The organism is Streptomyces sp. NPDC056061, from assembly GCF_042266885.1.
Taxonomy (GTDB): Bacteria; Actinomycetota; Actinomycetes; order Streptomycetales; family Streptomycetaceae; genus Streptomyces.
In genome coordinates this window covers 61,445-88,233 of record NZ_JBHJWQ010000024.1, presented here as the reverse complement: position 1 = coordinate 88,233, position 26,789 = coordinate 61,445, and the positions used below count along the sequence as shown (strand labels likewise).

Annotated in this window: 22 protein-coding genes and 1 other RNA gene; 20 read left to right on the top strand and 3 right to left on the bottom strand. The window is 71.4% G+C overall.

Going from position 1 to position 26,789, the window contains the following annotated elements; all coding sequences use genetic code 11:
• The first annotated feature begins 10 nt into the window (after nucleotides 1-10).
• The 4 genes from ACFC79_RS28280 to ACFC79_RS28265 all read left to right on the top strand — a co-directional run bounded on the left by ACFC79_RS28280 (nucleotide 11) and on the right by ACFC79_RS28265 (nucleotide 5,808).
• A complete protein-coding gene (locus tag ACFC79_RS28280) occupies nucleotides 11-1,675 on the top strand; it encodes a serine/threonine-protein kinase (protein WP_376245578.1) in 1,665 nt (554 codons plus the stop codon).
• A gap of 192 nt (nucleotides 1,676-1,867) precedes the next feature.
• Entirely contained in the window at nucleotides 1,868-3,106 is a 1,239-nt protein-coding gene (locus ACFC79_RS28275) for a serine/threonine-protein kinase (protein WP_376245575.1), read from the top strand.
• A 130-nt stretch (nucleotides 3,107-3,236) separates the two neighbouring features.
• Nucleotides 3,237-4,343, top strand: coding sequence for a peptide chain release factor 2 (prfB, locus tag ACFC79_RS28270; RefSeq protein ID WP_376245572.1), 1,107 nt, complete (start codon nucleotides 3,237-3,239; stop codon nucleotides 4,341-4,343).
• 544 nt (nucleotides 4,344-4,887) lie between these two features.
• Complete coding sequence (locus tag ACFC79_RS28265; RefSeq protein WP_376245569.1) at nucleotides 4,888-5,808, top strand: hypothetical protein; 921 nt, start codon at nucleotides 4,888-4,890, stop codon at nucleotides 5,806-5,808.
• Nucleotides 5,809-5,929: 121 nt separating this feature from the next.
• Here ACFC79_RS28265 and ACFC79_RS28260 read toward each other — a convergent pair whose 3' ends face one another.
• Nucleotides 5,930-6,121: a hypothetical protein gene (locus tag ACFC79_RS28260; RefSeq protein WP_376245566.1), complete on the bottom strand. Its 192-nt coding sequence runs from the start codon at nucleotides 6,119-6,121 to the stop codon at nucleotides 5,930-5,932.
• Nucleotides 6,122-6,390: 269 nt separating this feature from the next.
• Here ACFC79_RS28260 and ftsE point away from each other — a divergent pair, with 269 nt between their 5' ends.
• From ftsE to ssrA, 5 genes are all read left to right on the top strand, one after another.
• On the top strand, nucleotides 6,391-7,080 hold the full coding sequence (gene ftsE / locus ACFC79_RS28255; RefSeq protein WP_376245564.1) for a cell division ATP-binding protein FtsE: 690 nt from the start codon (nucleotides 6,391-6,393) through the stop codon (nucleotides 7,078-7,080).
• Nucleotides 7,081-7,103: 23 nt separating this feature from the next.
• A complete protein-coding gene (gene ftsX / locus ACFC79_RS28250; protein ID WP_376245561.1) occupies nucleotides 7,104-8,021 on the top strand; it encodes a permease-like cell division protein FtsX in 918 nt (305 codons plus the stop codon).
• Between the two features lie 67 nt (nucleotides 8,022-8,088).
• Nucleotides 8,089-9,306 carry a S41 family peptidase gene (locus ACFC79_RS28245; protein ID WP_376245559.1) on the top strand — a complete coding sequence of 406 codons (1,218 nt, stop codon included), beginning with the start codon at nucleotides 8,089-8,091 and terminating at the stop codon, nucleotides 9,304-9,306.
• 18 nt (nucleotides 9,307-9,324) lie between these two features.
• Nucleotides 9,325-9,816, top strand: a complete 492-nt coding sequence (gene smpB / locus ACFC79_RS28240) for an SsrA-binding protein SmpB (protein WP_376245556.1) — start codon at nucleotides 9,325-9,327, stop codon at nucleotides 9,814-9,816.
• A 115-nt stretch (nucleotides 9,817-9,931) separates the two neighbouring features.
• Nucleotides 9,932-10,301: a transfer-messenger RNA gene (ssrA, locus tag ACFC79_RS28235) on the top strand.
• A gap of 74 nt (nucleotides 10,302-10,375) precedes the next feature.
• Here the strand turns inward: ssrA and ACFC79_RS28230 are convergent.
• Complete coding sequence (locus ACFC79_RS28230; RefSeq protein ID WP_376245553.1) at nucleotides 10,376-11,644, bottom strand: MFS transporter; 1,269 nt, start codon at nucleotides 11,642-11,644, stop codon at nucleotides 10,376-10,378.
• An 84-nt stretch (nucleotides 11,645-11,728) separates the two neighbouring features.
• Here ACFC79_RS28230 and ACFC79_RS28225 point away from each other — a divergent pair, with 84 nt between their 5' ends.
• The 8 genes from ACFC79_RS28225 to ACFC79_RS28190 all read left to right on the top strand — a co-directional run bounded on the left by ACFC79_RS28225 (nucleotide 11,729) and on the right by ACFC79_RS28190 (nucleotide 21,670).
• Complete coding sequence (locus tag ACFC79_RS28225) at nucleotides 11,729-12,826, top strand: LysR family transcriptional regulator (RefSeq protein ID WP_376245550.1); 1,098 nt, start codon at nucleotides 11,729-11,731, stop codon at nucleotides 12,824-12,826.
• 99 nt (nucleotides 12,827-12,925) lie between these two features.
• On the top strand, nucleotides 12,926-14,062 hold the full coding sequence (locus ACFC79_RS28220; protein ID WP_376245547.1) for a uroporphyrinogen-III synthase: 1,137 nt from the start codon (nucleotides 12,926-12,928) through the stop codon (nucleotides 14,060-14,062).
• A gap of 211 nt (nucleotides 14,063-14,273) precedes the next feature.
• Nucleotides 14,274-14,651 (top strand): DUF4259 domain-containing protein, encoded by a 378-nt coding sequence (locus tag ACFC79_RS28215; RefSeq protein WP_376245544.1) that lies wholly within the window; start codon nucleotides 14,274-14,276, stop codon nucleotides 14,649-14,651.
• Nucleotides 14,652-14,781: 130 nt separating this feature from the next.
• Entirely contained in the window at nucleotides 14,782-15,345 is a 564-nt protein-coding gene (locus ACFC79_RS28210) for a GNAT family N-acetyltransferase (RefSeq protein ID WP_376245541.1), read from the top strand.
• A 363-nt stretch (nucleotides 15,346-15,708) separates the two neighbouring features.
• Nucleotides 15,709-16,365, top strand: a complete 657-nt coding sequence (locus tag ACFC79_RS28205; RefSeq protein ID WP_376245538.1) for a CGNR zinc finger domain-containing protein — start codon at nucleotides 15,709-15,711, stop codon at nucleotides 16,363-16,365.
• Nucleotides 16,366-16,619: 254 nt separating this feature from the next.
• Nucleotides 16,620-19,013, top strand: a complete 2,394-nt coding sequence (locus ACFC79_RS28200; protein WP_376245535.1) for a HelD family protein — start codon at nucleotides 16,620-16,622, stop codon at nucleotides 19,011-19,013.
• A gap of 628 nt (nucleotides 19,014-19,641) precedes the next feature.
• Complete coding sequence (locus ACFC79_RS28195; protein WP_376245532.1) at nucleotides 19,642-21,075, top strand: NAD-dependent malic enzyme; 1,434 nt, start codon at nucleotides 19,642-19,644, stop codon at nucleotides 21,073-21,075.
• A 313-nt stretch (nucleotides 21,076-21,388) separates the two neighbouring features.
• Complete coding sequence (locus ACFC79_RS28190; protein ID WP_003968811.1) at nucleotides 21,389-21,670, top strand: HU family DNA-binding protein; 282 nt, start codon at nucleotides 21,389-21,391, stop codon at nucleotides 21,668-21,670.
• A gap of 630 nt (nucleotides 21,671-22,300) precedes the next feature.
• Here the strand turns inward: ACFC79_RS28190 and murA are convergent.
• Complete coding sequence (murA, locus tag ACFC79_RS28185) at nucleotides 22,301-23,641, bottom strand: UDP-N-acetylglucosamine 1-carboxyvinyltransferase (protein ID WP_376245529.1); 1,341 nt, start codon at nucleotides 23,639-23,641, stop codon at nucleotides 22,301-22,303.
• A gap of 276 nt (nucleotides 23,642-23,917) precedes the next feature.
• Here murA and ACFC79_RS28180 point away from each other — a divergent pair, with 276 nt between their 5' ends.
• From ACFC79_RS28180 to ACFC79_RS28170, 3 genes are all read left to right on the top strand, one after another.
• Nucleotides 23,918-24,478: a YqgE/AlgH family protein gene (locus ACFC79_RS28180; RefSeq protein WP_376245527.1), complete on the top strand. Its 561-nt coding sequence runs from the start codon at nucleotides 23,918-23,920 to the stop codon at nucleotides 24,476-24,478.
• Between the two features lie 29 nt (nucleotides 24,479-24,507).
• Entirely contained in the window at nucleotides 24,508-24,801 is a 294-nt protein-coding gene (locus ACFC79_RS28175; RefSeq protein WP_072484142.1) for a DUF3039 domain-containing protein, read from the top strand.
• A gap of 683 nt (nucleotides 24,802-25,484) precedes the next feature.
• Nucleotides 25,485-26,789 (top strand): extracellular solute-binding protein, encoded by a 1,305-nt coding sequence (locus ACFC79_RS28170; protein ID WP_376245524.1) that lies wholly within the window; start codon nucleotides 25,485-25,487, stop codon nucleotides 26,787-26,789.

Here is a 26,789-nt window from a genome sequence, read left to right as displayed (position 1 = left end):
AGCGCATGACGTGCGGCCGGTAGGCAGTAAATACCTGCTTGAGGAGCCGCTGGGCCGCGGCGCCACGGGCACCGTCTGGCGTGCCCGCCAGCGGGAGGCCGCAGGCGCCGAGGCGGCCGTCGCGGGCGAGCCCGGCGAGACCGTCGCGATCAAGGTCCTGAAGGAGGAGCTCGCCAACGACGCGGATGTCGTGATGCGGTTCCTGCGCGAGCGCTCGGTGCTGCTCCGGCTCACCCACGAGAACATCGTGCGCACCCGTGACCTGGTCGTCGAGGGCGATCTCCTCGCCCTCGTCATGGACCTGATCGACGGCCCCGACCTGCACCGCTACCTCCGCGACAACGGCCCGCTCACCCCGGTCGCCGCCTCGCTGCTCACCGCGCAGATCGCGGACGCGCTCGCCGCCAGCCACGCCGACGGCGTCGTCCACCGCGACCTGAAGCCCGCCAACGTCCTGCTCGACGAGAGCGGCGGCGGTATGCGCCCCATGCTCACCGACTTCGGCATCGCGCGCCTCGCCGACTCCCCGGGGCTCACCCGGACCCATGAGTTCGTCGGCACGCCCGCCTATGTCGCCCCCGAGTCCGCCGAGGGCCGCCCGCAGACCTCCGCCGTCGACATCTACGGCGCGGGCATCCTGCTGTACGAGCTGGTCACCGGCCGCCCGCCGTTCGCCGGGGGCACCGCCCTCGAAGTCCTGCACCGGCACCTCAGCGAGGAACCCCGCCGCCCCTCCACGGTCCCCGAACCGCTGTGGACGGTCATCGAACGCTGCCTGAGCAAGGACCCGGACCGGCGTCCCAGCGCCGAGAACCTGGCCCGCGCCCTGCGCACCGTGGCGGCCGGCATCGGCGTCCACGCCAGTTCCGCCGAGATCGCCGCCGCGGACGGCGTCGGGGCGCTGCTCGCCCCCGACCCGGCCCCCGCCCCCGTCCCCGAGACCCCCGGCGCGGCCGACCCCACGCAGGTCCTGCCGAGCAACGCGGGCTCGTTCGATCCGAACGCCGCGACCAGCGTCCTCCAGCAGACGCCCGGCCAGGGCGCGGGCGGCGCCGAACCGACCTCGGTCATGCCGCCGGTGCCGCCGCGTCCGGACGGCGCCCCGCAGCCCGAGGACCCGCACCCCTGGCAGTCCCAGCTCCGGGCGGCCCGTGACCGCAACGAACAGACGCAGGTCCAGTACCTCGACCCGGACCAGGACCCGCTGCGCCGCCGCCCCCAGCGGCCCCAGCCGCAACCCCAGCCGCAGCCCCAGCGGCGACAGCAGCCGCCGCAGCACCGGCAGTACCCCCCGCAGAACCAGCAGCAGTACCCGCCGCAGCAGTACGCCCCGCAGCAGCAGTACCAGCCGCAGCCCCCGCAGCAGTACCAGCCGCCGCAGCGCCAGCAGTACGCGCCCCCGCAGCAGCCCGCCCCGCCGCAGCAGCCCGCGCCGCGCCCACCCCGCGAGCCGCGGCAGCGCAGCGCCAACCCCATGCGCATCCCGGGCCTCGGCTGTCTCAAGGGCTGCCTGTTCACGCTGATCCTGCTCTTCGTCGCGGCCTGGCTGATCTGGGAACTGACCCCGCTCCAGGACTGGATCGGTCAGGGCAAGAGCTACTGGCAGGCGATCAGCGACGCCTTCTCCACCGTCACCGACTGGATCTCGAAGCTGGGCGGCGGCAGCGGCCCCTGAGCGGCCGACGCATCATCAACTCTGTAGTCATGTCGACTTCCGGCGGGCGGATTCCCCTGTGATTCCCCCGCAATTCGCCCGCGGAAGTGAGGGTTGGCGCCATCCCGGGCACGCAACCCCCCGGCCGACGCGTAACTTTGTCGACCGGGGGTCATGAGCGACGGTCCATCGCCAGCCGCTGAGGGAGCAGTCTTGGCACGGAATATCGGCAGCCGGTACACCGCCCACCAGATCCTGGGGCGCGGCAGCGCCGGCACGGTCTGGCTCGGCGAGGGCCCCGAGGGCCCGGTGGCCATCAAACTGCTCCGCGAGGATCTCGCGTCCGACCAGGAGCTGGTGGGCCGCTTCGTCCAGGAGCGCACCGCCCTGCTCGGCCTGGACCACCCCCATGTCGTCGCCGTCCGAGACCTCGTCGTCGACGGCAACGACCTCGCCCTCGTCATGACCCTGGTGCGGGGCACCGACCTGCGCACCCGCCTCGACCGCGAACGCCGCCTCGCACCCGAGGCCGCCGTCGCGATCATCGCGGACGTCGCCGACGGCCTCGCCGCCGCGCACGCCGCCGGAGTGGTCCACCGGGACGTCAAGCCGGAGAACATCCTCCTCGACATGGAGGGCCCGCTCGGCCCCGGCAACGCGCACCCGGCGCTCCTCACCGACTTCGGCGTCGCCAAGCTGATCGACACGCCCCGCCGTACCAAGGCAAGCAAGATCATCGGCACCCCGGACTACCTGGCCCCCGAGATAGTCGAGGGCCTCCCGCCCCGCGCCGCAGTCGACATCTACGCCCTCGCGACCGTCCTGTACGAACTCCTCGCCGGCTTCACCCCGTTCGGCGGCGGACACCCCGGCGCGGTGCTGCGCCGCCACGTGACGGAGACGGTCGTCCCGCTCCCCGGCATCCCCGAGGAGCTCTGGCAGCTGCTGGTCCAGTGCCTGGCCAAGGCCCCTGCCTCGCGGCTGCGCGCCTCCGAGCTCGCGTCCCGGCTGCGCGAGCAGCTGCCGCAGCTGGCCGGCATCCCGCCGCTGGACGTGGACGAGCCGGGTGCCGAGCCGGAGCCCCGGACCCACGACGAGCAGCAGTACGCCCCCGCCCCCGAGGAGCCCCGCCGCCGCGGCGCGGTCCCGCTGGTCCCCGGCTCGTCCACCGACTCCAACCGCGACACCCACACGAGCATGCGCGTCCCGGCCGCCGACGAACTCTCCGGTGGCCCGCACGGCACTGCCCGCGCCCCCCGCTCCCCGGGCACGCCCCGCCCCGGCTCGGCCCGCAACAAGTCCGCCGCCGTACGCAAGCGCCGCCTGACCCTGGGCGCCGCGGCGCTGGTGCTGGTGGCGGCGCTGGGCGTGGGCGGCTGGCTGGCGTTCGGCGGCGGCGACGGGGACGTACCCCCGCAGGACACGAAGGAATCGGCCCCCGCCGCACCATGAGGGCCGCCCCGGCGAAGCGGCCCGCGAGGCCGGCCCGGACGACGCGCGGAGCGGGCTGCCCGACGGCGCGGATCCGTGCGGAGGGGGCGGTCCGGGGATGGTCCGCGCCGACAGCCGTTACGCTGGACCCGTGGCAGTCGTCGATATTTCCGAAGAGCTGAAGTCCCTCTCCTCGACCATGGGGTCGATCGAGGCCGTCCTGGACCTGGATGCGCTGAGGGCGGACATCGCCGCGCTCGAGGAGCAGGCGGCAGCGCCCTCCCTCTGGGACGACCCGGAGGCGGCGCAGAAGATCACCAGCCGTCTCTCCCACCTCCAGGCCGAGGTCCGCAAGACCGAGGCGCTCCGCGCCCGCATCGACGACCTCGAGGTCCTCTTCGAGCTCGCCCAGGACGAGGGCGACGCCGACGCCCTGGCCGAGGCGGAGTCCGAGCTGGAGTCCGTCAGGAAGGCGCTGGACGAGATGGAGGTCCGCACCCTCCTCTCCGGCGAGTACGACGCCCGCGAGGCCCTGGTCAACATCCGCGCCGAGGCCGGTGGCGTGGACGCCGCCGACTTCGCCGAGAAGCTCCAGCGCATGTACCTCCGCTGGGCCGAGCAGCGCGGCTACAAGACCGAGGTCTACGAGACGTCGTACGCGGAGGAGGCCGGCATCAAGTCGACCACCTTCGCCGTCCAGGCCCCGTACGCCTACGGCACGCTCTCCGTCGAGCAGGGCACCCACCGGCTCGTCCGGATCTCGCCGTTCGACAACCAGGGCCGCCGCCAGACGTCCTTCGCGGGCGTCGAGGTGCTGCCGGTGGTCGAGCAGACCGACCACATCGAGATCGACGAGTCCGAGCTGCGCGTCGACGTGTACCGCTCCTCCGGCCCCGGCGGCCAGGGCGTCAACACCACGGACTCCGCGGTGCGCCTGACCCACCTCCCGACCGGCATCGTCGTCTCCTGCCAGAACGAGCGTTCGCAGATCCAGAACAAGGCGTCCGCGATGAACGTCCTCCAGGCGAAGCTCCTGGAGCGCCGCCGTCAGGAGGAGCAGGCCAAGATGGACGCCCTCAAGGGCGACGGCGGCAACTCCTGGGGCAACCAGATGCGGTCCTATGTCCTGCACCCGTACCAGATGGTCAAGGACCTGCGTACGGAGTTCGAGATGGGCAACCCGGAAGCGGTCTTCAACGGTGAGATCGACGGCTTCCTGGAGGCGGGCATCCGCTGGCGCAAGCAGAACGAGAAGTAGCAGTATCCGTACGGCCGTCGGGCCCGGGCAGGTCGTCTGCCCGGGCCCGACGCGTTGCGCCTCCTGCCGCGCCGCCGGACCCGCCGGTCCCGGGCGCGGCAGAGCGGGGAACCCGGTGTGCCGAACGGGTCACAGTCGTGGTCCCGAATACCCGTCAAGAACCCCCATACCTGCCCGTACACCCCGAAACGGCCTTGACGTAATCCTTAACTGTGGACAGGGTGCTAGGGCAGCACGCTTGTGACCTCACCCACGATGGGCGGTGGGAGAAGGAACGGCGTCCGGAGCCTTCGAATCCAAGGCGGAGGAGGGAGTGATGGCGAAGCCATCACGACTGACGACCAAGCCGGAGGTGGAAGGCGCCGGACGCCGCGACGCCGCTGACCGTCGTGGGTGAGGTCGCTATGTCTGGGACAGGTGCGAACGGGGGCGGAGCGGGATGGACACGGCACGGCTGTGGCCCCGCGGAGCGAGTGACCCCGCAGGGCCGTGGACCGCATAGGGCTGCTCCGATGACGAATTCAGCTACTGGGGGTAGCAACAGATGACCAAGAAGACGCGGGTTCGCGTCGCGCGGATAGCCGCCGGTGCGGTGATCGCCGCGGGTGCCTCGCTCACCGCTGCCGGTGCGGCGTCGGCGCTCGACCTCGGCGGTTCGTCCGACGACAACGCGATCAGCGCCCAGGTGACGCTCGGGGACGACGACGAGTGCAGCCCGATCGACCCGCGCTGCAATGAGTCGGGCGGTAACGAGTCCGGCGGTAACCAGTCGGGCGGTAACGAGTCCGGCGGTAACGAGTCGGGCGGTAACGAGTCGGGCGGCAATGAGTCCGGCGGTAACCAGTCTGGTGGTAACGAGTCCGGCGGTAACCAGTCGGGTGGCAATGAGTCCGGCGGTAACGAGTCCGGTGGTAACGAGTCGGGCGGCAATGAGTCCGGCGGTAACCAGTCTGGTGGTAACGAGTCCGGTGGTAACGAGTCCGGCGGCAATGAGTCCGGTGGTAACGAGTCGGGCGGCAATGAGTCCGGCGGTAACCAGTCCGGTGGTAACGAGTCCGGTGGCAACCAGTCCGGTGGCAACCAGTCGGGCGGCAACCAGTCCGGTGGCAGCACGTCGAACGGCGGCTCCACCACCGGCAACGGCGGCACCACCGGCAACGGTGGCAGCACGGGCAACGGTGGTACCACCGGTAACGGTGGCACCACCGGCAGTGGCTCCTCCGGTACCACCGGTGGCGACGCCAACACCTGCACCGTCGACCTCGACGGTGCCAAGTGCGCCGACAACACCACCCCCGACTCCGCCGGCAACCAGCCGGTGGAGCAGGGCAAGGGCAAGGACGAGCTCGCCGAGACCGGTGCCGCCGAGACCACGTTCCTGCTGGTCGGCGCCGCGACGATGATCGCCGGAGGCATCGGCTTCCGGATCCTGCCGCGTCTGGTGGGCGGCCGCACCGTCGCCTGACGGCGACCCGGTACGTGACAGACCATGCGCAAGCACGGGGAGGGGCCCGGGACGCCGATCGGCATCCCGGGCCCCTCCCCGTATTCCTGCCCGCTCCGGCGGGCGTGTGGACCGGGTGTGGCTACACGGTCTGGTGCGCCAGCAGGGCCAGCGCTCCCAGCAGCACCACCAGCAGAGCCACGAGCGCCACGGGGCTCAGCCCGGCGAAGACACCCTGCTGCTGCAACCGCTCCCGGCTCGCCCGGCAGACGGGACAGCGGCCCTCGCTCACCGGCGCCGCGCAGTTCGCGCACACCAATCGGTCATAGGTCATGCGCTTTCCTCCTCCCGCGCGGCGGAGCCGCCTGTGGCATCTCTCCGCACAACGCTCACGGAAACGCAACCGTTCCCCCTCCCACTGTGCCAGCTCGCGCGGCTTTCGGCGCGGCCCGCCGGACAGCACCCGTTCCGTAGCGCTTCCGCCCCGCTTCCCGTCGGTGCCGTTCCGCCACAAATCACCCATCCCCGGGCGCTCGCCTGCACGCGTCAGTCCGGTTCGCGTATGGTCACGCACACCTACTCCCGGCCGACCGTGGTGCATCCGTGATCCGATTCGACAACGTCTCCAAGACCTATCCCAGGCAGAGCCGCCCCGCTCTGCGGGATGTGTCCCTCGATATCGAGAAGGGCGAGTTCGTCTTCCTGGTGGGCTCCTCCGGCTCCGGCAAGTCCACCTTCATGCGACTCATCCTCCGCGAGGAACGCGCCAGCACGGGCTCGGTCCACGTCCTGGGCAAGGACCTCGCACGCCTCTCCAACTGGAAGGTGCCGCACATGCGCCGCCAGTTGGGCACCGTGTTCCAGGACTTCCGGCTCCTGCCCAACAAGACCGTCGCGCAGAACGTGGCGTTCGCGCAGGAGGTCATCGGCAAGCCGCGCGGCGAGATCCGCAAGGCGGTGCCCCAGGTCCTCGACCTGGTCGGCCTCGGCGGCAAGGAGGACCGGATGCCCGGTGAACTCTCCGGTGGTGAGCAGCAGCGCGTGGCGATCGCGCGGGCGTTCGTGAACCGTCCCATGCTGCTGATCGCGGACGAGCCGACCGGCAACCTGGACCCGCAGACCTCCGTCGGCATCATGAAGCTGCTGGACCGGATCAACCGGACCGGTACCACCGTGATCATGGCGACTCACGACCAGAACATCGTCGACCAGATGCGCAAGCGCGTCATCGAGCTGGAGAAGGGCCGTCTCGTACGCGACCAGGCGCGCGGCGTCTACGGCTACCAGCACTGAGCACCGAGCACTGAAAGGACGCCATGCGCGCCCAGTTCGTCCTGTCGGAGATCGGTGTCGGCCTCCGTCGCAACCTCACGATGACCTTCGCCGTCGTCGTCTCCGTCGCCCTCTCGCTCGCCCTGTTCGGCGGCGCGCTGCTCATGCGCGAGCAGGTCAGCACGATGAAGGACTACTGGTACGACAAGGTCAACGTCTCGATCTTCCTCTGCAACAAGAACGACGTGTCCTCGACGCCCAAGTGCGCCAAGGGGGCTGTCACCGCGCAGCAGAAGAAGGAGATCGAAGCCGATCTGAAGAAGATGGACGCCGTCGACACGGTCACGCACGAGTCGGCCGACGAGGCGTACAAGCACTACCAGGAGCAGTTCGGCGACTCGCCCATGGCGGGCAACATCACGCCGGACCAGATGCCGGAGTCGTTCCGGGTCAAGCTGCACGACCCGAAGAAGTACAAGGTCGTCGCCACGGCGTTCGCCGGCCGTGACGGGGTCCAGTCCGTCCAGGACCAGAGATCCATCCTGGACAACCTCTTCGGACTGATGAACGGCATGAACGTGGCAGCCCTCTTCGTGATGGCGCTGATGCTGATCATTGCGTTGATGCTGATCGTGAACACCGTCCGGGTGTCCGCGTTCAGCCGACGGCGCGAGACGGGCATCATGCGGCTGGTCGGCGCCTCCGGGTTCTACATCCAGATGCCGTTCATCATGGAAGCCGCGTTCGCGGGTCTCATCGGTGGCGTGCTCGCCTGCGTGATGCTGCTGGCCGGCCGGTACTTCCTGATCGACGGCGGACTCGCGCTCAAGGACAAGCTGAATCTGATCGACTTCATCGGCTGGGACGCGGTCCTCACCAAGCTGCCGCTGGTCCTCGCGATCGGTCTGCTGATGCCCGCCGTCGCCGCTCTCTTCGCACTCCGCAAGTACCTCAAGGTGTGACGAGCGCCCCTGGGCTGCGCGGTCAACCGTCCGTGCACCCCAGGGGCGTTGTCCTAGACTCGACGCCATGTCGGGTCCCGCGCAGTGTTTCGGGCCCCGCGGCGCACGCCGCGGGGCGGCCCTGACATTGGTCTTCGCGAGTGTGCTGGCCACCGCGGCCGCCACCGGTTCGCTGCCGCGCGACGGTGCGAAGTCCTCACGCCCGGCGACCCGTTCGGTCGCCTCCACCGTCGACGGCGACGAGGTGGCGGCCGCCGCCGCCCGTGCCGTGGCCGACGGCAAGTCCGGTACGAAAGCGGCCGAGGAGGTCGTCAGCCGCAGCGGTGACCGCTGGGGCTCGGTGTACGACGAGCGGCAGTACGAGGAGTTCGAGCAGGCCCTCGACGGCTCGTACACCGGCGTCGGCATCGCTGCGAGGCGTTCTGCCGACGGCAGGGTCGAGGTGGTCCGGGTGCAGCCCGGCGGGCCCGCCGACCGGGCGGGTATCGAGCCGGGCGACCTGCTCCGCACCATCGACGGCCGACGGGTCGACCGGCGCCCCGTCGCCGAGGCTGTCGCCCTGTTGCGCGGGGACGGCGAGGACGCGGCCGCCGGCAGCGCCGTCGTCCTCGGGGTCCAGCACGGTTCGGTACTCCGGACCCGGACGCTCCGCAGGGCCAGCCTCCACACCGAGGCCGTCACCGTCCGGTGGATCGGGCGCGATCGCGTCCCGTCCGCTGCGTCCCGCCCTACCGGGTCCGGCACCTCCCCGGCGGTGATGATCGACGTCGACTCGTTCACCAGGGGCTCGGGAACCGAGGTCCGCGACGCCGTCCGCAAGGCCCCGGCGGGCGCCGGGGTGCTGCTCGACCTGCGGGGCAACTCCGGCGGGCTGGTCACCGAGGCCGTCGCCGCCGCCTCGGCCTTCCTGGACGGCGGACTGGTCGCCACGTACGACGTGCACGGGGAGCAGCGGGCGCTCTACGCGGACCCGGGCGGCGACACCGTCCGCCCCCTCGTCGTCCTCGTGGACGGCGGCACGATGAGCGCCGCCGAACTCCTCACCGGCGCACTCCAGGACCGGGGCCGCGCGGTCACCGTCGGATCGCGCACCTTCGGCAAGGGCTCGGTCCAGATGCCCAGCAAGCTCCCGGGCGGTTCGGTGGCCGAGCTGACCGTCGGCCACTACCGCACCCCCATGGGCCGAGGCGTCGACGGCCGGGGCATCACTCCGGACCTGGTGGTCGGCTCCCGGGCCGAGGAGCGGGCCGAAACAGTATTGAGTGGCCTCGGGGGCGGGGTGTAGTGCGAAAATGACCACACTATGGCCAAGCAAAAAGACACGGGGCGCAAGCTCATCGCGCAGAACAAGAAGGCGCGGCACGACTACCACATCCTCGACACCTACGAGTGCGGCCTCGTCCTGATGGGCACCGAGGTCAAGTCGCTGCGACTGGGCCGGGCCTCCCTGGTGGACGGCTTCGTCCAGATCGACGGCGGCGAGGCGTGGCTGCACAACATCCACGTTCCGGAGTACGTGCAGGGCACCTGGACCAACCACTCGGCGAAGCGCAAGCGCAAGCTGCTGATGCACCGCGCAGAGATCGACAAGCTGGAGTCGAAGGCGAGCGAGACCGGTCACACGATCGTGCCTCTCGCGCTGTACTTCAAGGACAGCCGGGTCAAGGTCGAGATCGCGCTCGCCAAGGGCAAGAAGGAGTACGACAAGCGGCAGACCCTGCGCGAGAAGCAGGACACGAGGGAGACGAACCGGGCGATCGCGGCAGCGCGCCGCCGTCAGCGCGGCACCGGCTGAGGGCAGCGGGCGAACGCCGGGCGGGGCCGCCGGGAATAGGCTGGCATCGTCGTGCGTTGGTCACGTACGATGGCATCGCACCTCACAGCGGGTGCACGCATTGAAAACACCACATGGGGATGATCGGTTTCGACAGCGGCTGTCGAAGCAGGGGAAGCGTGTCGAGGAAGCGGCAATGATCTCGTAAACCATATGTCGCAACCAATAATCGCCAACACCAAGCGCGATTCCTTCGCCCTCGCTGCCTAAGTAGCGACTTGCGAAGTGTCAGCCCGGGGGTGATCCCGACCCGGATCCTGGCATCATCAAGGGATCTAAACTTCTGAGCCCGGTCACGGGGCCCAGAAGGAAATCAAACAGTGACTGAGCCCGTCGGAGACTTGTTCGCGTGATCTCCGGGGCCGAGAAAATCGCAGCGAACTGCACACGGAGAAGCCCTGATTCCGCACCGTTGGACGCGGGTTCGATTCCCGCCATCTCCACCATCCCATGTGAACGAGGACCCCGTCGCCATCGGCGACGGGGTCCTCGTCGTCGTGCGGCACCCCGCCCCGAGGGGTCATTCCCGAGGGGCGCGGACCCCGGCCGCCGTCAGGACCAGTGCCAGGGCCGCCGCGCACAGCGGCGCCGCGTAGCCGGTCACCGTCCCGGCGTGCTCCACCAGCCGGCCGCCGGCCGCCGAGCCCGCTGCTATGCCCCCGAGCATGGCGGTCACGGCGAGCGTCATGCCCTCGTTGAGCTGTGCGCGCGGGGTGAGCCGCTGGATCAGGGTCATCCCGGTGACCATGGTCGGGGCGGTGGCGGCGCCCGCCAGCAGCAGACAGCCGGCCAGGACGGGCAGCGCGCCGCCCGTCGTGGCGGCCAGCAGTGGCAGCGACATCAGCGCCGTCATCCCGGCCAGGCAGAGCAGCAGCCTGCGGCGGACGTCCCCGGCGGGGCGCAGCGAACCGTAGACCAGCCCCGCCACGCAGGAACCGGTGGCCTGGAGGGCCAGGACCGCGCCCCCGGCATGGGCGATGGTCACGACCTCCATCGCCCCGAAGACCGCCCCCGTGGCCAGGAAGACGGCGAGCAGCGCGGGCATGCCGGGGCTGCGCAGCGGGGAACCGGCGGACGTCGCGCGCGGCGCCACCGGCGGTTCGGTCGCCCGCTGCGCGGCGAAGATCAGGATGCCGGTCATCAGCAGGATCGCGCCGGTCAGGGTGCCGGCCTCGGGAAAGAGCGCCCCGCACAGCACGGCTGCCAGCACCGGGCCGAGCATGAAGCAGAGCTCGTCCGCCGCCTGCTCGAAGGAGTTCGCGGTGTGCAGGGCCACCGGGTCGCCCCGGTGCAGATGGGCCCAGCGGGCGCGGGACATGCCGCCGGTGTTCGGGGTGGTCGCGGTGGCGGCGTACGCGGCGAAGAGCGTCCAGACCGGCGCGTCGTTGTGCACGCAGAGCACCAGGGCCAGCGAGCCGAGGACGGCGACGGCGGTGGCGGGCACCGCAACCCTGGCCTGCCCGTACCGGTCGACCAGTCGGGCCGTCCACGGCGCGACCACGGCGGTGGCGGCGAGCCCGGTCGCGGTGACCGCACCGGCCAGCGCGTACGAGCCGTGCGCCCCGGCGATCATGATGATGGCGCTGACGCTGAACATCCCCATGGGCAGGCGGGCGAGGAGATTGCCCGCGGTGAAGGCGCGGGCGCCCGGGGTGGCGAGCAGACGGAGGTACGGGTTGGCGGGGACCCGTCGCGGACGGGCGGGAACGGGGGCGCGGCGGGCGACGACCAGCACGTCCCCGGACAGGGCGAGCAAAGGGCCGGTGGGCGGATTTCTCTCGTACGGCATGGACAGCAGCCTCGTGGCGGTCCGCCCGCGGGGTCCAACACCTTCTGGGCGCGGATTGACGCATCCGTGTTGTAAATTCTCCGGGTGCCCGCTCCCGACGACGCCGCCCCGCCGCACCCCCGGACGCCCGGACGGCACGGCGACACCGACCCCCGGCTGCTCCGTGCCTTCGTCGCCGTGGCCGAGGAACTGCACTTCACCCGGGCCGCCGCGCGGCTCTACGTCGCGCAGCAGGCGCTGAGCCGGGACATCCGGCGGCTGGAACGCGAGCTGGGCGCCGATCTCTTCGTGCGCACCACTCGTCAGGTGGCCCTGACCGCCGACGGGGAACGGCTGCTCCCGTACGCCCGGCGGGTGCTGGAGGCGCACGCCGACCTCGCCGCCGCGTTCGCCGACCCCGTGGCACGGCCGCTCTTCGTGGACCTCAACACCGACGGCATGACCGCCGCCCGGGTGCTCGCCCGCGCCCGCGAGCTGGCCCCGGCCTGCGAGCTGATGGCGCGCTTCGAGAGCGGCCTCACCTGGGCGGCGGGCGAAATCCTCGCCGGTCGGCTCGATGTCTCCTTCGGCCGTGCCGCGGGGCTCGATCCGGGGGTGCGGGCGCGGCTCGGCATGCAGCCGGTGCGGTACGAGCCCATGGCCGTCCTGCTGCCCGCCGACCATCGGCTGGCCGGCCGGGAGGCCGTCGCGCCGGGCGACCTGGCCGGCGAGACCGTGTACGCGGGCAACGGGAACGCGCGGACCGAGGAGTGGACGGATTTCGCCCGGCTGCTCTTCGCCGACTGGGGCATCGAACTGGCACCCTCGGTTCCGCTCGCGGTCGGCGTCGCCGAATTCCAGCGGGTCATGGCGAAGTCGGCGTACCCGGTGCTGTGCGTCGTCGACTTCCCCCCGCTGCCGGGAACCGTGGTGCGCCCGCTGGTCCGGCCGGTACCGGTCTCCCCGCTGCTGCTGGTCTGGCGCAAGGGGCTGCGGCATCCGGGGCTCGACGCCCTGCGCGAGGCCGCGGCCCGGCTGGGTGCCGAGGGGGGCTGGCTGGTGCGGCCGGAGGGGAGTTGGCTGCCCGCCGCCGACGCCGCGCTCATGCGCGCACCGGTGCGGCCGGGACGGCAGGACCCGGCGGGCCCGGCCCGTCGGCACGGCGGGACGGACACGGCGCGGAAGTGGCCGGGGACGCAATGAGCGGGAAACATGGGAGCACCGGGCCCGTCACACGCCGTCGGCAGGCTGTTCGCACCGTCGGCGTCGGGCCGCGGTGGGACGACGAGCCGGGTGGAACGCATGCGTGAACGGAACGAACCCCTCGCGGGTTTCACCGTGGGAGTCACCGCCGCACGCCGTGCGGAGGAGTTCGGCGCCCTGCTGGAGCGGCGCGGAGCCGCCGTCCTGCACGCGCCGGCCCTGCGCACCGTGCCGCTCGCCGACGACACCGAACTCCGTGCCGCCACCCGGGACGTCATTCGTTCCGCTCCCGACGTGGTCGTCGCCACCACCGCCGTCGGCTTCCGGGGCTGGACCGAGGCCGCCGAGGGCTGGGGTCTCGGCGACCGGTTGTCCGCAGCCCTGCGCGGTGCCGAACTACTGGCCCGCGGCCCGAAGGTGAGGGGCGCCGTCCGGGCGGCCGGGCTCACCGAGACGTGGTCGCCCGCATCGGAATCCCTGGACGAGGTGCTCGACCGGCTCCTGGCGGAGGGCGTGAGGGGGCGTCGGATCGCACTGCAACTGCACGGCGAACCCGTGCCCGGCTTCATCGAGCCGCTTCGCGCCGCAGGGGCCGAGGTCGTCCCCGTCCCGGTCTACCGCTGGACGGATCCCGAGGACATCGCGCCGCTCGACCGGCTGCTCGACACCACCCTGGTCCGCGGCCTGGACGCCCTCACCTTCACCAGCGCCCCGGCCGCCACCTCGCTGCTCGGCCGGGCCCGGAGGCGCGGGCTGCTGCCGGAACTCCTGGGCGCGCTGCGCGAGGACGTCCTCGTGGCCTGCGTCGGACCCGTCACGGCCCGGCCGTTGCAGGCGCTCGGCGTCGACCCCGTACAGCCGGAACGCTTCCGGCTCGCGCCGCTCGTCCAGCTCCTGTGCCACGAACTGCCCGCAAGGAAACCGGTGTTGACGGTCGATGCTCACCGGGTCCAGATCCGCGGTCATGCGGTGATCGTCGACGACGAACCGCGCCGGGTGCCGCCCGCCCCGATGGCCCTGCTGCACGCCCTGGCCCGTCGGCCGGGCCGGGTGGTCTCCCGCACCGAGCTGCTGCGGACGCTGCCCGGCGGCGGCACGGACGAGCACGCGGTGGAGACGGCCGTGGCGCGGCTGCGCACGGCCCTGGGCGCACCCGGTCTCGTCCGGACGGTCGTCAAGCGCGGCTACCGGCTTGCACTCGACGGGGTCACGGGCGCCGGACCCGGTGATTCCTGAGGCGGCCGGGCGGCGCGGGGAGCCGGGGTTGTGGTCGTGCCGCCGGGAGCGGCGCGCACGGGAGGAACCCGACCGCGACGACGCCCGGCCCGGCCCTGACGGTCGGTCGGTCCTCCGGGCCGGTGCCCGGCCCGCTCGTCGTTGTCAGTCCCGTCCGCTATGACTGGGAACAGCGCGAGGACATGTGCGGGACGACCGACGGAGGAAGACGATGGGCACCTGGGGCGAGGGAAATTTCGACAGCGACACGGCCGCGGACCATCTGTCGGGCATCACCGGCCGCCTGGTCTCGGAGATCGAGACGGCGATGGCGGGCGACCCGGTGGGCCTGGAGCCCGACGAATACGACGGCGTGACCGTGCCGTGCAATATCGAGCTGCTGTGCCTGATAGCCGAGCAGGGCCATGTCGGCGCTGCGGTGCCGGAGGTGGCGGCGGTCGAGGGGTGGAAGAGAACGTTCATGGACGTGTGGGAGCGGACCATCGACGATCTGGAGCCCGTGCCGGAGTACAAGGAGGGCAGGCGGGCGGAGCTGATCCGCACCTTCGACCGACTGGCCGACCTGGCGAGGGAGCGGGACGCGGGGTGAGCATCCGGGCGGACGGGCGTGCCGCGTGGCGCGGGGGACGGAGGATGCGTCGCCGGAGGCGCGGGGCCATGGTGTGGGCAGCGGCATCGTGGCGTCGGGGGCGAATACAGCACCGGGATAGTCTGATCGGATGATCCATGACTCCCATCGGCTCGATGCCGAGGTGCGGCTCCGTCCCGTCACCCCGGACGACGCCGCCTCGCTCGCCGCGTCCCTTACCCGCAGCCGTGCGTACATGCGGCCCTGGGAGCCCGTGCGGCCGGAGACCTTCTACACCGAGCGCGGCCAGCGGGAACGACTGGAGGGGCTGATCGCCGACCGGGACGCGGGCCGGTCGATGTCGTGGGTGTTCGCCGACGAGCAGGACCGCGCCGTTGGTGCGATCAGCCTCAACGGCATCGTGCTCGGGCCGTTCCGCAGCGGCACGCTCGGCTACTGGATCGACGTCGAGTACGCGGGCCGGGGGCTGGCCACCGCCGCCGTGCTGCGGGTCTGCGAAATGGCCCGGGATGAGCTGCGGCTGCACCGGGTCGAGGCGGGGACGGTGCTGCACAACGTGGCCTCGCAGCGGGTGCTCGTCAAGTGCGGTTTCGAGGAGTACGGGGTGGCCCCGCGCATCCTGCACATCGACGGCGAGTGGCGTGACCACCGGATGTTCCAGCGGATCCTGCACGACGACCCGCCGTTCGACTGAACCGGCGGCCCGGCCCTCGTGCCGCGTCCGGTCTTTCGTGCCGAGCCCGGCCTTCGTGTCGCGTCCGGTCTTTCGTGCCGCGTCCGCGGCGGGGTACGCACTGGGGCGCGGCACGCACCGAGGGATCGCGAGACCCTTCGGTCACGGAGACATGCCTCGGCCACGGCGACGTGCCGTCGGAGGGGCACGGCCGGAGCAGGATGCCCCGGCATCGATCATCGCGGTGCGGGCGCCGTCGTCCGTTCCGGGAACGCCACCGGCCCGGGGCGGACGGTCCCCGGACGGCGCAGGGGTTCCGGGCCGGTCGCCCGACAGGCACTCTGGGGGAGACCTCCACCGGAGACCCGAGGCGGTGATACATACATGGCAGCGGGCAAGAGTGCGTACGACCGGCGGTTCGGCTCCGGCCGCCCCTGCCTGGACCTGGTGGCGACGGCGAGCGGCGGCCCCGGCCGCCGCGAACTCCTCGACGGCGCCGAGCGGCTCGCCGACTGGCTGGTGGCCACCGGTCTCGTACCGGGCGGCACGCACCTCGGTGCCGTCGACGACAGTTGGGTGGCACGCTTCCGGCAGTTGAGAACCCGCATCGACCGGCTGCTGACCGCCGAACTCGGCGGGCGCGGAGCCGAGGGCGACCTGGAGCGGGTCAACGCGCTCGCCGCGATGCCGCCCCCGGGGCTGCGGGCCGTACGCGGCAGGGGCGGCACGCTGGTACGGGCGCTGAGCGCCGACCCCGAGTGCGGAGCGCTGCTGGCGGCGGTGGCCCGTGACGCGGTGGAACTCCTCACCGATCCGGTGACCCGGGCCGGTCTGCGGCGCTGCGAGGCGGACAACTGCCGTCGGCTCTACCTGGACACCTCGCGCGGCCACCGGCGCCGCTGGTGCTCCGGCGAGGGGTGCGGCAACCGGGAGCGGGTGGCCCGGCACCGGCGCCGGGCGGCAGCAGCCGCGGCGATCGCCGACGCCGCTTCCGGCACGACGGGGAGAACCGGCACGGAGATCCCACCGGGCGCCCCGTGACGCTCGTGGTGCTCGTGGTGCTTGTGACACGAGTGCCACCGGAGCACGCCGCCGCACCGATGGACGCGGACCGGGGAGGTCTGGGACGCGGACCGGGCCGGGAGGTGTGGAACGGTGCGCGGGGGAGTGCCGTGAGGAATCCACAGTGTCACGGAAGTGGATCCATCATCTGTTTCCCGCGCACGGCAGGTGCGCCGTGGCCCCCCTTCGCATATGGTTGACGGCTGCCCAATGCACATCAGAAAGGGGCCTCGGTGGCCGCGCAGGATGCCGCTGTCGATTCGTTGCGGGACCGGGAAATCGGTGTCGAGCAGGAACATCTCGACGATGTTTATCGCCGACTTGAGGAGAAGATCCATGAGGCCGAATTCCTCATGGACGACGCCGTCAAGCGCGGCCAGGTCGGTACGCCGGGAGCGCTCGCCGAGCGCGATGCCCAGGTGTTCCGGGCCGGAATTCACCTCAACCGGCTGAACAGCGAGTTCGAGGACTTCCTCTTCGGAAGGATCGACCTGCTTCTCGGCAAGGACGGCGAACGCGGTCCGGACGGTGCCTACACCTCGGTCGAACCGGCCGACGACGCCGTGCGGGACGACAATTCCGCCGACATCGCGGAGACGCTGCACATCGGCCGGATCGGAGTTCTCGATTCGGACTACGCGCCCCTGGTCATCGACTGGCGGGCCCCGGCCGCCGCGCCCTTCTACCGGTCGACGCCGAAGGAGCCGGGCAGGGTGGTCCGCCGCCGGGTCATCCGCTCCAAGGGGCGCAAGGTCCTCGGGGTCGAGGACGACCTGATGCGGCCCGAGCTCACCGCGTACCTGGCCGGGCAGCCGCTGCCCGTCATCGGCGACGGCGCCCTGATGGCCGCGCTCGGCCAGGCGCGCAGTCACACCATGCGGGACATCGTCTCCTCCATCCAGGCCGAGCAGGACCTGGTGATCCGGGCCCCCGCCGCCTCCGTCACCGAGGTGTCCGGCGGCCCCGGCACCGGCAAGACGGCCGTGGCCCTGCACCGTGCCGCATACCTCCTCTACCAGGACCGTCGGCGCTACGCGGGCGGCATCCTCGTGGTCTCGCCCACGCCGCTCCTCGTCGCGTACACGGAGGGGGTGCTGCCCTCGCTGGGCGAGGAGGGGCAGGTCGCGATCCGTGCGGTGGGCTCGCTCTCCGACGAGGCCGCCGGTCCCGAGGGCGCCACCGCCTACGACGAGCCCGCCGTCGCCCGGATCAAGGGCTCCTCCCGGATGCTCGCGGTGCTGCGGAAGGCGGCGCGCGGCGCGCTGGAACGGCCCGGCACCCCGGTGCCCGGGGCCCGCGAGGGGCAGCTGTCCTTCGGCGACGCGAGCGAGTCCGCCGAGGCGGCCGACACGACTCCGGCCACCCCGGCCCGGCTGAGGGTCGTCGCCTTCGGCGCCCGCATCGAACTGGAGGCCGCCGAACTGCGCCGCATCCGGCAGTCGGTGCTCGGCGGCACCACCCCGGTCAACCTGCTGCGCCCGCGCGCCCGCCGAATGCTTCTGGACGCCCTGTGGAACAAGTCGTCCGGCCGGGGCCGCTACACCGACCCCGAACTCGCCGCCGAACTGCGTTCCTCCTTCGACGAGGACGTCTCCACCGAGACCCCCTTCCTCACCTTCCTGGACGCGTGGTGGCCGGAGCTCACCCCGCGCGGGGTGCTCGCCGAGATGGCCGACGAGCGACGGCTGGGCCGGTGGGCGCGCCGTGTCCTCAACCAGGGCGAGGTGCGCCGCCTCGCCCGCTCCCTGAAGCGGCTCGACGGCGCGGGCGACGGTCCGCTCTCCGTCCACGACGTGGCGCTCCTCGACGAGCTCCAGACGCTGCTCGGCACCCCGCACCGGCCGCGGAAGAAGCGCGAGCTCGACCCGCTGGACCAGCTCACCGGGCTGGAGGAGCTGATGCCGCAGCGCGAGGAGACCCAGCGGGAGCGGGCCGAGCGGCTGGCCGCGGAACGCACCGAGTACACGCACGTCATCGTCGACGAGGCGCAGGACCTCACCCCCATGCAGTGGCGCATGGTGGGCCGCCGCGGTCGGCACGCCACCTGGACGATCGTCGGGGACCCGGCGCAGTCCTCCTGGTCCGATCCGGACGAGGCCGCGCGGGCGCGCGACGAAGCGCTCGGCAGCCGTCCGCGCCGCCGCTTCACCCTCACGGTCAACTACCGCAACCCGGCGGAGATCGCCGAGCTGGCCTCGAAGGTCCTGGCGCTGGCGATGCCCGGGACGGAGGCACCGACCGCGGTGCGCTCCACCGGTGTGAAGCCGCGCTTCGAGACCGTACGGGACGGGGACCTGGCCGCCGCGGTGCGCGAGGAGGCGCGGCGGATGTTGGACGAGGTCGACGGAACGGTCGGCGTGGTCGTCGCGATGAACCGGCGGACACAGGCCCGCGACTGGCTCGACGGCCTCGGCGAGCGGGTGGTGGCGCTGGGCAGCCTGGAGGCGAAGGGTCTGGAGTACGACGCCACGGTCGTCGTCTCGCCCGCCGAGATCGCCGACGAGTCCCCGGCGGGCCTGCGGGTGCTGTACGTGGCGCTGACGCGTGCGACGCAGCAGCTCACGGTCGTCTCCGGGGAGCGCGACCTGCCCGACGAGGACGGCGTCCCGGACCTGCTGCGGGACTGACCGGAGCCGCGGCCGGCCCCCCGGCCCCTCGCGGGGGACCGGCCGCGACACGGGGCGGGTGGGGCGAAGGGCCGACTGCGGCGCGGGGGCGGATCACGGCGCGGGGCCGGGGGACGACCACGACACGGGGTCGGCCGCGGCGCGGGGGATGACCACGACACGGGGCGGCCGATGCCGTCGGCCTGACGCAGCAGAATCGATCCGTCTCCGGGAATCACTTTTCCGGGGTCTTTGTTAGCCTGGTATGCGGCACCGGCTCGATCCAAGCCCCCGGGCCCAACCTTCGTCGCTTCGAGCGACCACTTGCCGCGAGGCGAGCATGGCGGGTCGGTGCCGTTCAAGCAGAGGGCAGGTCCGCGTCACCCTTCGGTGGCGCGGACCTGTTCTTGTTGCTCCCGGGCCCCGTCAGGGCCTTCTCCCGGGCGTTCTCCCCGTGGCGCGTTCGCGCTCGCGGTCCCGGCACGGGCTTCCACCATACCTGTGAAATCTCGTATGGTGAAAACTGTTTTCCGAAGAGTGGCAGTCATTAACGGCTACCGGTCAGTAGGTGCGACCATCGGAAAGCACGTCCGAGGCGTAGCGCCCCGGCCGCGCAGCAAAGAAGCTAAGGAAAGCGAAGGACTCGGCCATGGCAACGGCGCCCAGCGTCTCGTACTCGATGACGGTCAGGCTGGAGGTGCCCGCGAGCGGCACTTCAGTCTCCCAGCTCACCACGGCCGTGGAGTCCTCCGGAGGTTCGGTCACCGGTCTCGACGTGACCGCCTCCGGCCACGAGAAGCTGCGGATCGACGTCACCATCGCCGCCACCTCCACCGCCCACGCCGACGAGATCGTCGAGAAGCTGCGCGGCATCGAGGGTGTCGTCCTCGGCAAGGTCTCCGACCGTACGTTCCTGATGCACCTCGGCGGCAAGATCGAGATGGCGTCCAAGCACCCCATCCGCAACCGTGACGACCTCTCGATGATCTACACCCCCGGCGTCGCCCGGGTCTGCATGGCGATCGCCGAGAACCCCGAGGACGCCCGCCGTCTCACCATCAAGCGCAACTCCGTCGCAGTTGTGACGGACGGTTCCGCGGTGCTGGGCCTCGGCAACATCGGGCCGAAGGCGGCCCTGCCCGTGATGGAGGGCAAGGCCGCCCTCTTCAAGCGGTTCGCCGGTATCGATGCCTGGCCGATCTGCCTGGACACCCAGGACACCGACGCCATCGTCGAGATCGTCAAGGCGATCGCACCCGGCTTCGCGGGGATCAACCTGGAGGACATCTCCGCGCCCCGCTGCTTCGAGATCGAGGCGCGGCTGCGCGAGGCCCTGGACATCCCGGTCTTCCACGATGACCAGCACGGCACCGCCATCGTGGTGCTGGCCGCGCTGACCAACGCGCTGCGCGTGGTGGGCAAGGGGATCGGGGACGTACGAGTCGTCATGTCCGGTGCCGGAGCGGCAGGTACGGCCATCCTGAAGCTCCTCATCGCCGCGGGCGTCAAGCACGCCGTCGTCGCCGACATCCACGGCGTGGTGCACGCCGGCCGCGAGGACCTGGTATCCGCCGCAGCCGACTCGCCGCTCCGCTGGATCGCCGACAACACCAACCCCGAGTCCGTGACCGGCACCCTCAAGCAGGCCGTCGTGGACGCCGACGTCTTCATCGGCGTCTCCGCCCCGAACGTCCTGAACGGTGACGACATCGCCGCCATGGCCGACGGCGCGATCGTGTTCGCGCTTGCGAACCCGGACCCCGAGGTCGATCCGGCAATCGCCCGTCAGACGGCCGCCGTTGTCGCCACCGGGCGCTCGGACTTCCCGAACCAGATCAACAACGTGCTGGTCTTCCCCGGTGTCTTCCGCGGCCTGCTCGACGCCCAGTCCCGCACCGTCAACACGGAGATGATGCTCGCCGCGGCCCGCGCGCTCGCCGACGTCGTCGCCGAGGACGAGGTGAACGCGAACTACATCATCCCGTCGGTCTTCAACGACAAGGTCGCGGGTGCGGTCGCCGGTGCCGTCCGGGACGCCGCGAAGGCGGTCGGCGGTGCTGTGACGGCTCCCACGTCGATCTGAACCACGGCGCGTCGCGGGTCGCGGCGCCCCAAACGCCCCTTTAGGGTGGGCGGGCGGCGCGTCCCGCATGGCCCCGCACTCGCTGCGGACCGCTTCCGCGGTATCGACGGAACGTCACCACGACGAGGAAGTGGTGCCTTTCGTGCGACTCCGGGGGGTGCCGGATTGGCTTTCCCGCCGCAGGTGGGGGCAGGATGCGTAATCGGGCGCGAGGGTCTGACGACAGACCCGGGTCCGGGGACTGTCCGAGGGCCCTGGCAGCATCGGCTTCGATCTCACGCCTCACAGGCAAGAAGAACACGGGAGTAACAACATGAACCGCAGTGAGCTGGTGGCCGCCCTGGCCGACCGCGCCGAGGTGACCCGCAAGGACGCCGACGCCGTGCTGGCCGCGCTCGCCGAGACCGTCGGTGAGATCGTCGCCAAGGGCGACGAGAAGGTCACCATCCCCGGCTTCCTGACCTTCGAGCGCACCCACCGTGCCGCTCGCACCGCTCGTAACCCGCAGACCGGCGACCCGATCAACATCCCGGCCGGTTACAGCGTGAAGGTCTCCGCGGGCTCCAAGCTCAAGGAAGCTGCCAAGGGCAAGTAAGTCGCCCAGGGCCGACAGGCCCACAGGCGCGACGAAGGGCGGCCACCCGGCACCGGGCGGCCGCCCTTTCCTGTTCCGGCCCGAGAAGGCCCGAGAAAGCCCGTTACGGGCCTTCGATGGGCTCCTGCCGGGCTCCTCCGGGCTCCTGCTGGGCCCCATCGGGCCTCACCGGGGCCTCAGCGGGGCCGTGGGACGCGTCGTCCGGGCGCTCCGGACCTGGATGGTTCCGGCATTCCGGGCATTTCGGGCCGTGTGGCGCCGGATGTCCCGGGCGTTCCGGACCTGTGCGGTTCCGGCCCGTACGGTGCTCCAGGCCCTTCGGGCCGGCCCTCCCGTTCCGTGCCGCCCCAGCCTCGTCCCTCCGGCGGTCCCGGGTCCGGTCCGTGCCGTCCCGGTTCAGCCTCCTGGTCCGTGCCGTTCCGGCCTCGGCGGCAGCGTCCTCGTGCTGCCCGGCAACGTCCTCATGCTGTCCGGCAAACGTGCTGCCCGGCGACGTCCTCGTGCTGTCCGGCAACGCGGAACGGGGGCCCGGAGCAGTGCTCCGAACCCCCGTGGTGGTCGTGGGCCCCGCGCGGGCACCGGCCCGGCGAGGCCGTCGTGCGCGGGCCCGTGCGCCCGCGCGACAGGCCCTCAGACCAGCGACCCGCCCGGCAGTTCCACCTTCGCGCCGAGCTTCTCCAGCTTCTCCATGAAGTTCTCGTAGCCGCGGTTGATCAGGTCGATGCCGTGCACCCGCGAGGTGCCCTGCGCCGCCAATGCGGCGATCAGGTACGAGAACCCTCCGCGCAGGTCCGGGATGACCAGGTCCGCGCCCTGGAGCCGGGTCGGCCCGGACACCACTGCCGAGTGCAGGAAGTTGCGCTGGCCGAAGCGGCAGTCGGAGCCGCCCAGGCACTCGCGGTAGAGCTGGATGTGTGCGCCCATCTGGTTGAGCGCGGAGGTGAAGCCGAGCCGGGACTCGTACACCGTCTCATGGACGATGGACAGGCCCGAAGCCTGCGTCAGGGCCACCACCAGCGGCTGCTGCCAGTCGGTCTGGAAGCCGGGGTGCACGTCCGTCTCCAGGGCGATGGCGTTCAGCGCGCCGCCCGGGTGCCAGAAGCGGATGCCCTTGTCGTCGATCTCGAACGCCCCGCCGACCTTGCGGAAGGTGTTCAGGAACGTCATCATCGAGCGCTGCTGGGCGCCCCGCACGTAGATGTTGCCCTCGGTGGCCAGTGCCGCGGACGCCCAGGAGGCCGCCTCCAGGCGGTCCGGGATCGCCCGGTGGGTGTAACCGTCCAGCCGGTCGACACCGGTGATCCGGATCGTCCGGTCGGTGTCCATCGAGATGATCGCGCCCATCTTCTGCAGCACGCAGATGAGGTCCTCGATCTCCGGCTCGACGGCCGCATTGGACAGTTCGGTGACGCCCTCGGCGAGCACCGCCGTCAGCAGCACCTGCTCGGTGGAGCCCACCGACGGGTACGGCAGCCGGATCTTCGTGCCCCGCAGCCGCTGCGGGGCCTCCAGGTACTGGCCGTCCGCCCGCTTCTCGATGGTCGCGCCGAACTGCCGCAGCACGTCGAAGTGGAAGTCGATCGGCCGGCCGCCGATGTCGCAGCCGCCGAGCCCGGGGATGAACGCGTGGCCGAGTCGGTGCAGCAGCGGGCCGCAGAAGAGGATCGGGATGCGCGAGGAACCGGCGTGGGCGTCGATGTCGGCGACGTTGGCGCTCTCCACATGGGTCGGGTCCAGCACCAGCTCGCCCGGTTCGTCGCCCGGTCGCACCGTCACGCCGTGCAGCTGCAGCAGCCCCCGCACCACGCGCACGTCGCGGATGTCGGGCACGTTGCGCAGCCGACTGGGCCCGCTGCCGAGCAGCGCGGCGACCATCGCCTTCGGCACCAGGTTCTTGGCGCCTCTGACGCGGATCTCGCCCTCCAGCGGGGTTCCGCCGTGGACAAGCAGGACATCGTCTGTGCCGGTCATGAATCTCGCGTTCCGGAGTGGTCGGGCAGGGGGCCAAACGAAAGGGTAATGGCCCCCCGCACCCGCCAGGACAGGGAACAGGGGGTGCGCGAACGTCATGAATTCGCCACAACACGCTCTGCTCAATGTCTCTTGCGGAGGGTTACCGTCCGCTAAGCCCTCCGTTCCGTGCGCTCCTCGTGCACCCGTGCGCCCTGAGCTGCGCGCGGTCCGCGTCGGCGACCCGGCGACCCGCCCGGCCCCCACGGGCAGCCGAGATGCGGGATCATTTCTGCCATGACCGAGGTGTCCTCGCTCACAGGGCGACTGCTCGTGGCCACACCCGCGCTCGCGGACCCGAATTTCGACCGTGCCGTGGTGCTGCTCCTCGACCACGACGAGGAGGGCTCGCTCGGCGTGGTCCTGAACCGGCCGACCCCGGTGGGCGTCGGCGACATCCTCACGTCCTGGGCCGGACTGACCGGCGAGCCCGGCGTCGTCTTCCAGGGCGGCCCGGTCTCGCTCGACTCGGCGCTCGGCGTGGCCGTCATCCCCGGGGACGAGGGCCCCCTCGGCTGGCGCCGGGTGTACGGGGCGATCGGCCTTGTCGACCTGGAGGCGCCGCCGGAACTCCTGGCCGCGGCCCTCGGCTCGCTGCGGATCTTCGCCGGATACGCGGGCTGGGGCCCCGGGCAACTGGAGAAGGAACTGACCGAGGGCGCCTGGTACGTCGTGGAGTCCGAACCAGGGGACGTCTCCTTTCCGCGTCCGGAGCGTCTCTGGCGGGCGGTGCTGCGCCGTCAGCGCAGCGAACTCGCGATGATCGCCACGTATCCCGACGACCCGTCGCTGAACTGAAGTCGCATGCTTTCAGTACCCTTGCCTGCATGAGCACTCTTGAGCCCGAGCGCGGGGCAGGTACGGGCACCCTCGTAGAGCCGACGCCGCAGGTGTCGAACGGCGACGGCGACCACGAGCGCTACGCCCATTACGTCCAGAAGGACAAGATCATGGCGAGTGCCCTGGAGGGCACCCCCGTGGTCGCACTGTGCGGCAAGGTCTGGGTACCGGGGCGCGACCCCAAGAAGTACCCGGTCTGCCCCATGTGCAAGGAGATCTACGAGTCCATGGGCGCCGGTGGCGACAAGGACAAGGGCAAGGGCGGCAAGGACAAGAAGTAGCCTCTCGGGCCGTTCGGAGGCAGACCGCGGACCGCAGACTGCGGACTGCGGACTGCCGGGGACGGCCCGCGGGGGAGCGGGACGGGGAGGTTCGGGACCCTGCGGAGCAGTCCGCAGGCGGTCCGGGCGCCGTCCCGGCCGTTCGGGCATCAGGGCTTCGGGTCCCCGGGGCGCGCGTCGACGCGCGCCCCGGGGACCTTTTGCGTGATGCGGGAGCCTTCGGGAGCGGCGGCTTCCCGGTTCGGCTTTCCCCGCCCGACCTGCCCGTCCGGCTTCCCGAACGGCCCTCCCCACCCGGCTTCCCGGACCCGGCATTCGTGCCCGGCTTCCTGGATCAGCCCTCCCCATCCGGCTTCCCGGGCCCCCGGCATTCGAGCTCGGCTTCGCGGGCCTGTCGTCGCCGCCCGGGTTTCCCGCCAGGTCCTCCCGCCCGGGTTTCCCGCCAGGTCCTCCCGTCCGGGTTTCCCGTCCATGCCTTCCCGTCCGGGCCTGCCACCTCGGGTTTCCCGATCGGGTCCGCTGTGCCCGCGACGGCCTTCGCGTTGCACGGGCTGCGTCCCCGGGTCACAGAGTGGTTGAGACCACTTGTCGGCGCCTCCACGCGCACCTAATCTCCTGCCTGTTGTGCAGAACGAAACGTGCGTTGCGCATGTTGCAATTCCTACCGGTAGGGGTGTTCCCGGATGAAGCTTTCTGCCCGAATTGCCGCACCGGCAACGGCGCTTGTGCTGGCGGGGCTCACTGCCACCGCCTGCGCGCCGCAGACCTCCGACACCGGGGCCAAGGGCGACGAGAAGACCGGCACGTTACGCGTCTGGCTCTTCCAGGAGGTTGGCAACAAGCCCAAGGAACAGGTCGTCGACGCGGCCGTCGCCGCGTTCGAGAAGGCGCACGAGGGGGTGAAGGCCGAGATCGAGTACATACCCGTCGACACCCGCGCCCAGCGCATCAAGGCCGCGTTCAACGACCCGAAGAGCGCCCCCGACCTCATCGAGTACGGCAACACGGACACCGCCGGATACGTCAAGGACGGCGGACTCGCCGACGTCAGCAAGGAATTCGCCGCCTGGGACGAGGCCAAGGACACCGACCCGACCGCCAAGCAGTCCGTCACGGTCGGCGGCAAGGTCTACGGCGCCCCGCTCTTCGTCGGCGTGCGCGCGCTGTACTACCGCACCGACATCTTCGAGGAGTTGGGGATCGGGGCCCCCAAGACCCAGGCCGAACTGATCTCCACCGCGAAGAAGATCCACCAGAAGAAGCCGGACCTGTACGGGCTGGCGGTCGGTGGCGCGTACACCTACGGCGCGATGCCGTTCATCTGGGCGAACGGCGGCGAACTCGCCGAGGAGAGCGGCGGCACGTACAAGGCGGCCATCAACAGCGACAAGGCCCGCAAGGGCATCGAGGCGTACACCTCGCTCTTCGGCGACGACAACTGCCCGGCCGCCAAGTGCGCGGCCATGGGCGGCAATGCGACCGTCACCGCCTTCGCCTCCGGCAAGGCCGCCATGGCGATCGGCGGCGACTTCAGCCACGCCGCGGTCGAGGCGGGCACGGTGAAGGGCAAGTACGCGGTGGTGCCGCTGCCCGGCGTCGCGGAGGGCTCGATCGCCCCCGCGTTCGCGGGCGGCAACAACATCGGCGTGCTGAGGAGCAGCTCGCACCGCACGCTCGCCGTGGACCTGATGAAGGCCCTGACCGGCAAGGAGGCGCAGGGCAAGATGTTCGACGCGATGGGCTTCCTGCCGACGTACACCGATGTGCGGGCCGAGGTGGCGAAGAAGGAGCCGTTCGTCGAACCGTTCGTCAAGACGCTCGGTGCCGGTGCCAAGTTCGTCCCGGCCTCGGCCGGCTGGGGTGGCATCGACTCCTCGCTGGTCCTGCCGACGATGTTCCAGGAGATCGTCAGCGGTCGCAAGGACGTGGCGGCGGCCTCGGACGACGCGGCGAAGAAGATGGACGCCGCGTTCACCGACGCGGGCTGA